The sequence below is a fragment of the Chelativorans intermedius genome (genome assembly GCF_025398255.1).
Taxonomy (GTDB): domain Bacteria; phylum Pseudomonadota; class Alphaproteobacteria; order Rhizobiales; family Rhizobiaceae; genus Chelativorans; species Chelativorans intermedius.
In genome coordinates, this window is record NZ_JAODNW010000050.1 from 1 (window position 1) to 8,244 (window position 8,244).

The 8,244-nt window shown below is 61.2% G+C and carries 11 protein-coding genes; 9 read left to right on the forward strand and 2 right to left on the reverse strand.

What is annotated here, in order from left to right; all coding sequences use genetic code 11:
• Positions 1-8: 8 nt before the first annotated feature.
• The 4 genes from NYR58_RS19755 to NYR58_RS19770 all read left to right on the forward strand — a co-directional run bounded on the left by NYR58_RS19755 (position 9) and on the right by NYR58_RS19770 (position 3,536).
• The gene (locus NYR58_RS19755; RefSeq protein WP_261522867.1) at positions 9-176 is read left to right on the forward strand and encodes a heavy-metal-associated domain-containing protein; all 168 of its coding nucleotides are present in this window, start codon (positions 9-11) and stop codon (positions 174-176) included.
• 153 nt (positions 177-329) lie between these two features.
• On the forward strand, positions 330-1,829 hold the full coding sequence (merA, locus tag NYR58_RS19760) for a mercury(II) reductase (protein WP_315903355.1): 1,500 nt from the start codon (positions 330-332) through the stop codon (positions 1,827-1,829).
• A gap of 9 nt (positions 1,830-1,838) precedes the next feature.
• Entirely contained in the window at positions 1,839-2,099 is a 261-nt protein-coding gene (locus NYR58_RS19765; RefSeq protein WP_261522859.1) for a hypothetical protein, read from the forward strand.
• Between the two features lie 81 nt (positions 2,100-2,180).
• Entirely contained in the window at positions 2,181-3,536 is a 1,356-nt protein-coding gene (locus NYR58_RS19770; RefSeq protein WP_261522860.1) for a dihydrolipoyl dehydrogenase family protein, read from the forward strand.
• A gap of 559 nt (positions 3,537-4,095) precedes the next feature.
• On the opposite strand, the gene NYR58_RS19775 is transcribed toward NYR58_RS19770, so the two are convergent.
• Positions 4,096-4,482 carry a DUF302 domain-containing protein gene (locus NYR58_RS19775; RefSeq protein WP_261522861.1) on the reverse strand — a complete coding sequence of 129 codons (387 nt, stop codon included), beginning with the start codon at positions 4,480-4,482 and terminating at the stop codon, positions 4,096-4,098.
• Positions 4,483-4,585: 103 nt separating this feature from the next.
• Complete coding sequence (locus NYR58_RS19780; RefSeq protein WP_315903354.1) at positions 4,586-4,954, reverse strand: four-helix bundle copper-binding protein; 369 nt, start codon at positions 4,952-4,954, stop codon at positions 4,586-4,588.
• Between the two features lie 740 nt (positions 4,955-5,694).
• On the opposite strand from NYR58_RS19780, the gene NYR58_RS19785 reads away from it, so the two are divergent.
• From NYR58_RS19785 to NYR58_RS19805, 5 genes are all read left to right on the forward strand, one after another.
• A complete protein-coding gene (locus NYR58_RS19785) occupies positions 5,695-6,117 on the forward strand; it encodes a TIGR01244 family sulfur transferase (protein ID WP_261522862.1) in 423 nt (140 codons plus the stop codon).
• 35 nt (positions 6,118-6,152) lie between these two features.
• Positions 6,153-7,043 (forward strand): MBL fold metallo-hydrolase, encoded by an 891-nt coding sequence (locus tag NYR58_RS19790; RefSeq protein ID WP_261522863.1) that lies wholly within the window; start codon positions 6,153-6,155, stop codon positions 7,041-7,043.
• Complete coding sequence (locus NYR58_RS19795) at positions 7,040-7,384, forward strand: ArsR/SmtB family transcription factor (RefSeq protein ID WP_261522864.1); 345 nt, start codon at positions 7,040-7,042, stop codon at positions 7,382-7,384. The genes NYR58_RS19790 and NYR58_RS19795 overlap by 4 nt, the downstream gene beginning before the upstream one ends.
• Complete coding sequence (locus NYR58_RS19800; protein WP_261522865.1) at positions 7,381-7,809, forward strand: YeeE/YedE family protein; 429 nt, start codon at positions 7,381-7,383, stop codon at positions 7,807-7,809. Before NYR58_RS19795 ends, NYR58_RS19800 begins: the two co-directional genes overlap by 4 nt.
• A gap of 4 nt (positions 7,810-7,813) precedes the next feature.
• A partial coding sequence (locus NYR58_RS19805; protein WP_261522866.1) for a YeeE/YedE family protein occupies positions 7,814-8,244 on the forward strand: 431 nt, incomplete at its 3' end.

An 8,244-nucleotide genomic window follows, 5' to 3' on the forward strand; every position in this document is an offset into this window, starting at 1 on the left:
CGTGTCCGATCACGGTACGCTTGGCCATGGAAGGTGTTGCGGGAGTGAAATCGGTCAAGGTAGATTTCGAGGCCAAGTCGGCAACGGTTCTCTACGACCCCTCGGCCACCACGGTTGCGGCCATAGCCGCTGCTTCCACCAATGCTGGCTACCCAGCCAAGGCGATCGGGAATTGAACCCGTGCATCACCGGTCCATGCTTGGCTTCGGACTGGTTGGCGCCCTGAAGTAGCACCGTGTTGTTTGGCACTGCTCCTGCTGGTCACTGTAGGCGTGATCGGCGTGGGCGCGCTCACAACAGCGGTCTACGGCCCAGTGCCTGTTCTCATCATGATCGTTGCTGCAGTCGGCTACCTGCTGTGGCGACTTCGCCACGTGTCGATACCAGAAATCATTAGGAGATTTTTCATGTCCGACTGCTGCAAGCCGAAAAGTAATTGCCGCTATGACCTGGCGGTGATCGGCGCCGGTTCCGCGGGTTTCTCGGCCGCGATCACAGCCGCTGAGATGGGCGCGCAGGTCGCGCTCATTGGCCACGGCACAATCGGCGGCACCTGCGTCAATGTCGGTTGCGTTCCGTCAAAGACGATGATCCGCGCCGCCGAGGCGCTGCACGGTGCGCGCGCCGCGCATCGTTTTCCCGGCCTTGCCGGCGAGGCCAATGTGATTGACTGGGCAGGTCTCATCGCGGCCAAGGATGATCTGGTCACAACCCTGCGGCAGAAGAAATATATCGACCTGCTGCCCGAATATAACGGGATTGTCTATCTTGAGGGTCCTGCGCGCCTGAACGGACAGGGCGTATTCGTGAATGGCGCCGCGATCCCGGCCGGCAGGATCATCATCGCGACCGGTTCTTCGCCGGCCTTGCCCGATATTCCCGGCGTTGCGGAGGTTCCCTACCTCACAAGCACGACCGCGCTCGAACTCGCTGAGCTGCCGCGTTCACTGTTGGTGATCGGCGGTGGCTATATCGGCTGCGAACTGGCGCAGATGTTCGCCCGAGCTGGAACAGAGGTGACACTTGTCACTCGTCGCCGCCTGCTGCCGGAGGCAGAGCCGGAGGTTTCTGAGGCCCTGACCGGCTATCTTCGTGACGAGGGCATCATCGTCCGCACCGATCTTGCCTATCGCAGGATCGTGCGGACGGATCGAGGTGTCGAGCTGACGATCGCCATCAACGGGGCGGAGGAGGTGATCCCCGCGGAGCAAGTTCTTCTGACCACGGGACGATCGCCGAACACCGATGCTCTCGGGCTAGAGGCGGGCGTGCGACTGTCCGGCAATGGCGGCATCGTCGTCGACGAGCGGATGCGCACCTCAAGGCCTGGCGTCTACGCGGCAGGCGACGTGACCGGCCGTGACCAGTTCGTCTACATGGCGGCCTACGGCGCCAAGCTCGCGGCGCAGAACGCGCTGAACGGCGACGGCCTCGTCTATGATAACGCGGCCATGCCGTGGGTGACATTCACCGATCCGCAGGTCGCGGGCGTCGGGCTGACCGAGCAGGCCGCGCAAGCCGCCGGCTTTACGACCAAGACCTCGATCGTCCCGCTCAACCAGGTGCCGCGGGCGCTGGCCGCGCGCGACACGCGCGGGCTCATCAAGCTGGTCGCCGATGCCGGGACCGATCGTCTGCTTGGCGGCCAGATCCTGGCGCCCAAGGGCGCAGACAGCATTCAAACCCTGGTTCTCGCCATCAAGCACGGCATGACGACACGGGAACTGGGCGAGACGATCTTTCCCTATCTCACCACGGTCGAGGGGCTGAAACTCGCCGCGCAGGGCTTCGGCAAGGATGTGGCGAAGCTGTCCTGCTGCGCCGGATAGGAGGCAAAAATGGAACCTTCGCACCGATATGGCATTGCCGGGGTGCCGGTGGCCCACATCGTGTGTTGTGGCGGGTTGGTACTCGCCGCCACCGGCGCGGTCAGCTTTGCCGGCTTCGCCAACTGGCTTGTTGGAGGTGGCCTCTTCTGGCTTGTCGCCGCTGTCCTGGCCGTCACCGGAATCGTTCTGTGGCACCGGAGTGCGCGGCCGAGCGGCAGCGATGTTCGAACAGATGCCGTCACGCATCCCCTCCCTGGCCAGCATAAATGAGCTTTCGCCAGAACCGGCGGCAGCTTTCATGAAAAGAACGTAGTCAGTCTAACAGCAGCAGCGGGCCGAAAGGGCAAAACCATGAGCGATACCAAAAGTTTCGATCTGATCGTGATCGGGGGCGGGACGGGTGGAAACGGTGTCGCTCGGATGGCCGCCAATGCCGGCTGGTCGGTCGCCAGCATCGACAGCCTGCCCTTCGGCGGCACCTGTGCGTTGCGGGGCTGCGACCCCAAAAAGATGCTGATCGCCGTGACCGAGGGCGTCGAATGGGCCCACAGCCTCGACGGCAAGGGGCTGGAGGCACAGGCCTCCGTCAGCTGGCCGGACATGATCGCTTTCAAGCGCACATTCACCGACGCGATGCCCGGCCGCATCGAGGGCGGACTGGAGAAGGCCGGTATTGCAGTGTTGCACGGCGAGGCGCGCTTTACCGGGCGTGACACAATCGAGGTGAACGGTGAGACCCTGTCGGGACGGCACTTTCATATCGCCACCGGCGCCCGGCCAATGACGCTGAACATCCCCGGCGAGGAATTGCTGGCGACCAGCACCGATTTCCTCGAACTGCCCGAACGGCCCGACAGGGCCGTGTTCGTTGGCGGCGGATTCATCGCGATGGAATTCGCCCACATCGCCAAGCGTGCGGGCGCGCGCGAAGTAACGGTTCTGGAAATGATGGAGCGGCCGCTGGGGAATTTCGATCCGGACCTGGTCGCGATCTTGTCCGAAGCCACCACCGATCTCGGCATCGATCTGCGAACGGAGGCCAAAGTTCTCAAGATCGAGAAGAATGGCACAGGTTTCACGGTTACCTACGAGACGCCGACAGGCGTTGAGACTGTCGGCTGCGATCTGGTGGTTCACGCAACCGGTCGCGTGCCCAATATCGACCATCTCAACCTCGAATCCGCAGGCGTTGAGTACAGCCGCAAGGGTATCAAGGTCAGCCCCTTCATGCGCAGCACCAACCCCGCCATCTTCGCCGCGGGCGATTGTGCGGACAGCGGTCCGAACCTCACCCCCGTCTCAGCCAATGAAGGCCGGATTGTCGGCAAGAACCTGCTTGCCGGCAAGGATGAGCGGGAGGTGAATTATCCGCCGATCCCAAGCGTCGTCTTCACGCTGCCGCAGATAGCTTCTGTCGGGCTTTCCGAAGCCGCCGCACGCGACAAGGAATTGGATTTCGACACCCATTTCAACAAGACGGCGGGCTGGTACTCGTCACTGCGCGTCGGCGCCAGGCACACCGGCTACAAGGTTCTGGTCGAAAAGGGGACCGGAAAGATCCTGGGTGCGCATCTCATCGGCCCCGGTGCCGAGGAACAGATCAACCTTTTCGCAATGGCGATGACCGCAGGCCTGACCGCGAACAAGATCAAGGGACTCATCTTCGCCTATCCGAGCTTTGCATCTGACATTAGTTCGATGATTTAGGAAGAACGGTCACATGTTTCCCGAAACTATCGATGCGAACGTCGAGCTGATTGGGTACGACTACGAATCCGCGCGTTGCAAGCGATCACGCAAGATCACGTCTTCAACGACCAGGAGGAAAGCCGGTTCAAACCGGAGGAACGAGAGGCCGCACAGATGCCGGGATCCGAGAAATTCGCTTGTGTGGGCAGTGACGGTTCGACCCCGACGTGATACTCAGCAGAATGCTAGAGGTGGCCGGTTCTCTGGTAGGTTTGCTCAGCATGCGCAGCCGGTCGAAGCGCAACAGGTTCGTGACAATCCAGCGCCGTGAGGATGCACGGATGCAGTCACCGACGCCACGGGTTGATCATGCTTCGAGCATCGCGACAAAGTCGACGTGCGCGGCTCCCGGCAATGGCACGGATTCGGCATGCGGACCCGTTGCTGAACTTTGCCCGGCCAGCGACTTGACGGCCACGTCCTTTGCGCATGCAGGAAATTTCGGGGCGGAAAGGTCCGCCTGCGGCGAAAGAGAGCGCTCTGCGGAGGTTGGTGATCACGCATCAGTTCTGTACATTCAGATGCGTTCAATTGCATTGGCGAGGAGGTCTCGAACTTGTCCCGCGACGCGCTTCAACTCCTGGTTATCAATCGCCATCATCGACGCTACGGGATCAACTGCGCTAACCTCCACTCCGCGTTCCACCTGTCGAAGAATCACATTGCAGGGCAGCATGGCTCCGACGCGTGGCTCCATTCCTATTGCCTTATGCGCCATGGTCGGGTTGCAGGCACCTAGGATCAGATAAGGTTCCATCTCCACATTGAGCTTCTTCTTCATCGTAGCTTTCGCGTCGATTTCAGTTAGAACTCCGAAGCCCTGTTCGGCCAGCGCCGCGCGCGTCCTCTCGACCGCTTCTTCAAACGTGACGCCATCGATCTTGCGGTTGACTGTGTAACTCATTCCGTACCCTCCGGTTCGTGGTCGATCATCGGAGCAGCTCTTCGCTGCTCCCGAAGTGCTGCGCTCGGCTCAGTGAACTTCCTCGAGAGCAGCATGACACGCATCAGCGCAGCGCATGCATGACTCTCCGCGCAAATCCGGCAGTGCTCGTGCTTCTCGGCATGGCTTTCGCACTCTTCACCGCATCGGCGAATGCCTCGGAGCAGGCCTGTATTGCTGCCCGCAGGACTTCCACGTTGGAACCAGTGCGCCGCGAGGCCATTGCGCCAGTCGCCATACATATATCGGCACAATCGAGGTTCAGCCGGATGCACTGCCTAAGCTGATCTACCGTCGACTCGGCGAGGCATGCTTCTGCGCACGCGGTGCAGGTTTGTGCGCAGCTGTCGCACTTCTCGATGCTTTTCAGGAGCTTGTCGGCCGTGCTGCCTTGAACGTCGGGGTGAGTGCTGATCATTTCTCGAACTCGCATGGCCGAACCTCCTCGAGATGTTAAGTTGCGGAACGCATTCTACGTTTCGTTGTTCCGTAGCCGATGTGCGGTGCTCGTCCCGTTGGCGATTTGGATTCCCGTGCCGCAGCGATTGCGTCACGCTTCGCCTGCTCATCCGTCGCGCCATGACAAATTTGTGTTGACGAGGAAGCAGGAGTGAATCCGAGGATTTGCTCCCTCGACTCTTCCGTGGACGACTAGCTTTACCTCAGCCAACAGTATCGGCCGCGCAATAGCCGGATGACCGCGCCACTCGCGTTCGAAAGTTCCGTTCATTGTCCCTCAGCACCAATGCTGCGCGAGCGTGCCCCGGAACAAATTCTGTAGCCACTGGTTTGCCGATTTGGCGGCTTTTGGTGAACTCAAAGGATCAGTGTGATGATGGACGGCATGGCTGGCGGCATGTGGGGAATGGGTGTCATAGCAGTTCTTGTCCTGCTGGTGCTGATACTGGCCGCTGTTGCCTTGGTGAAGTACATCGGCGGCGGCCGGAGATAGGCGGCGCGGCCGCGCACAGGCAGGCATGGATGCCGGGTAGTGCAGTGGCCACAGACGAGACCAGAAAGCTTCTGCGGCGTTGGCGGATGAACGCTAACCCGGCTCGATGCAGGCCATCCTGGACGGAATCACTTTCATCATTGCTATTGCATTTTTTTGCAATCGATATTATGTGGTCGTCACCGCTGGCATTTTGCCCGTCATGAGCAAAGAGGTGACGCATGAAACGGATTTCCGACACACTTTACGTTGGGCCGCAACTGACGGCCGACGATATTCGTCAGGCCAAGGCGAAGGGCTTCGCCGCAATCATGAACAACCGTCCTGACGGCGAGGAACCCGGCCAGCCGAGTGCGGCCGACAACCGCGCAGTCGCCGAAAACCAAGGGCTCGGTTACAGCCACATCCCGGTCGTGCCGGGAGGGGTCAGTGAGGATCAGGTCCGCGCGTTCCAGAAGGCACTTACCGAGGCACGCGGTCCGGTGCTGGCCCACTGCAAGACCGGAACGCGCTCGGCCACCCTCTATGCCATCGGCGAGGTTCTGGACGGACGCATGAAGAAGGACGAGGTGACGCCCCTTGGTCAGCGGGTCGGCCTCGATCTCTCCGGCGCCGTCAAATGGCTGGACGCGCACGGCCGCTGAATCCTGAACATCACTGTTAACCTTCGGAGCGTCCTATGAACACTGCCAAGCCACTCGTGAAGGGCTTCTTCGACGAACGCACCTTCTCCATCCAATATGTCGTCACTGATCCGCAGACAAAGACCTGCGCGATCGTCGATCCGGTTCTGGATTTCGACGAGAAGTCAGGCGCGACCGCAACCAGGAACGCGGACGCCATCCTTGGCTATATAGAGGAGCAGGGTCTCAAGGTGGAATGGATCCTCGATACCCATCCGCATGCCGATCACTTCTCGGCGGCACAGTATCTCAAGGATAAGACTGGCGCGCCAACTGCGATCGGCGAGAAGGTCGTCGAGGTGCAGAAACTCTGGAAGGGCATCTACAACTGGCCCGATTTCCCGGCCGACGGCTCCCAATGGGACAAGCTGTTTGCGGAGGGCGAGACCTTCACGGTCGGCAACTTTCCTGCGAAAGTGCTTCTTTCGCCGGGGCATACGCTGGCCTCGGTCACCTATGTGATCGGCGATGCGGCCTTCGTCCACGACACGCTCTTCATGCCGGACTCGGGCACCGCACGGGCCGACTTCCCCGGTGGCAGCGCCTCTCAGCTCTACAAGTCGATCGTGGAGATCCTATCGCTGCCGGATGAGACCCGCATCTTCACCGGCCACGACTACCAGCCTGACGGCCGTGAGCCCCTGTGGGAATCAACGGTCGCCGAGCAAAAGGCGAAGAATACCCACATCACGAACCATAAGACAGAGGTCGACTTCGTGAGGGTGCGCGAGGCACGCGACAAGACCCTGGCCATGCCCAAGCTCATCCTCCACGCGCTGCAGGTGAACATGAATGGCGGACGGCTGCCTGAGCCCGAGGCGAACGGGAGACGCTACCTGAAACTCCCCCTCGACGCGCTCGAAGGGGCCGCATGGGACGACCAATGAAACGTGATCTTGCACCCGATACGGCCGAAATGGTCGAGAATGCCGGAGATGCGGCGGACTTCCTGAAGAAGCTCGCCCACCCCTCGCGGTTGATGATTGTCTGCGCGCTCGTCGATGGCGAACGGTCGGTCCGCGACTTGGAGGACACGCTTGGCATCCGCCAGCCGGGCTTGTCGCAGCAAATCGCCGAACTGCGCGAGGCCGGCTTCATCACCGGCCGCAAGGAATCGAAGAACATGTTCTATCGGCTCGCTGACGGCCGCATCTCCGAATTTATCACTCTGTTGCATCAGATGTTCTGCGAAGATCCGCAGAAAGATCGCCAAGGAAACAGGCCATGACCGAGTTCACTCCCTTCGCATCCCTGTTCGGGGGCATCATGATCGGCCTGTCGGCCGTGCTTCTGATGCTGTGGGAGGGGCGCATCGCTGGTATTTCCGGCATCGCCGGACGGCTCCTGCCGCCTTATCGCGACAGCGCCTTCGTCTCCCGTTTCGGTTTCGTCGTCGGCCTGGTGGCTGCGCCGTTTGCCATGATGGCGCTGACAGGCGGCGCGATTGAGCAAACCGTCTCCCCAAACATTCCTCTGATGGTCGCCGCCGGCCTGCTGGTCGGGTTCGGCGCGGTCTGGGGCAATGGCTGCACCTCGGGCCATGGCGTGTGCGGATTATCGCGCCTTTCTGCACGTTCCTTCGTGGCGACTGGCGTCTTCATGGCGACCGCCTTCGTCACCGTCCTTTTCGTCCGTCACGCAATCGGGAGCTGATCGCATGTCATTCCTCGTCAATCTCGCGCTCGGTCTTCTCTTCGGCGTCGGCCTCGTTGTCTCCGGCATGTCGAACCCGGCCAAGGTGCTCAACTTCCTCGACCTGTTCGGCACCTGGGACCCGTCGCTTGCCTTTGTCATGGGCGGTGCCGTGCTCGTGTCCTTTATCGGCTTTCGTTTGGTACTGACACGCAGCCAGCCGGTCGCTGGCGGCCGCTTCCAATTACCAACGAAGAGCGACATCGACCGTCGCATCGTCGTCGGCCCAGCCATCTTCGGCATCGGCTGGGGGCTGGGCGGTTTTTGTCCCGGTCCAGCACTCACATCGCTCGGCCTCGGCGCAACCGGCACACTGGCCTGTCAACGGCGGTGCAAAATCCGGCCACGCGGCGGCGCAAAACCAGGCCAGGTGGCAGTGGCCTGCGCCATGGCGCG

Bases quoted from the DNA above. Each gene is read 5' to 3' on its own strand.
- merA (WP_315903355.1), top strand. From the start codon at position 330: ATGATCGTTGCTGCAGTCGGCTACCTGCTGTGGCGACTTCGCCACGTG.
- NYR58_RS19765 (WP_261522859.1), top strand. From the start codon at position 1,839: ATGGAACCTTCGCACCGATATGGCATTGCCGGGGTGCCGGTGGCCCAC.
- NYR58_RS19770 (WP_261522860.1), top strand. From the start codon at position 2,181: ATGAGCGATACCAAAAGTTTCGATCTGATCGTGATCGGGGGCGGGACG.
- NYR58_RS19775 (WP_261522861.1), bottom strand. From the start codon at position 4,482: ATGAGTTACACAGTCAACCGCAAGATCGATGGCGTCACGTTTGAAGAA.
- NYR58_RS19780 (WP_315903354.1), bottom strand. From the start codon at position 4,954: ATGCGAGTTCGAGAAATGATCAGCACTCACCCCGACGTTCAAGGCAGC.
- NYR58_RS19785 (WP_261522862.1), top strand. From the start codon at position 5,695: ATGAAACGGATTTCCGACACACTTTACGTTGGGCCGCAACTGACGGCC.
- NYR58_RS19790 (WP_261522863.1), top strand. From the start codon at position 6,153: ATGAACACTGCCAAGCCACTCGTGAAGGGCTTCTTCGACGAACGCACC.
- NYR58_RS19795 (WP_261522864.1), top strand. From the start codon at position 7,040: ATGAAACGTGATCTTGCACCCGATACGGCCGAAATGGTCGAGAATGCC.
- NYR58_RS19800 (WP_261522865.1), top strand. From the start codon at position 7,381: ATGACCGAGTTCACTCCCTTCGCATCCCTGTTCGGGGGCATCATGATC.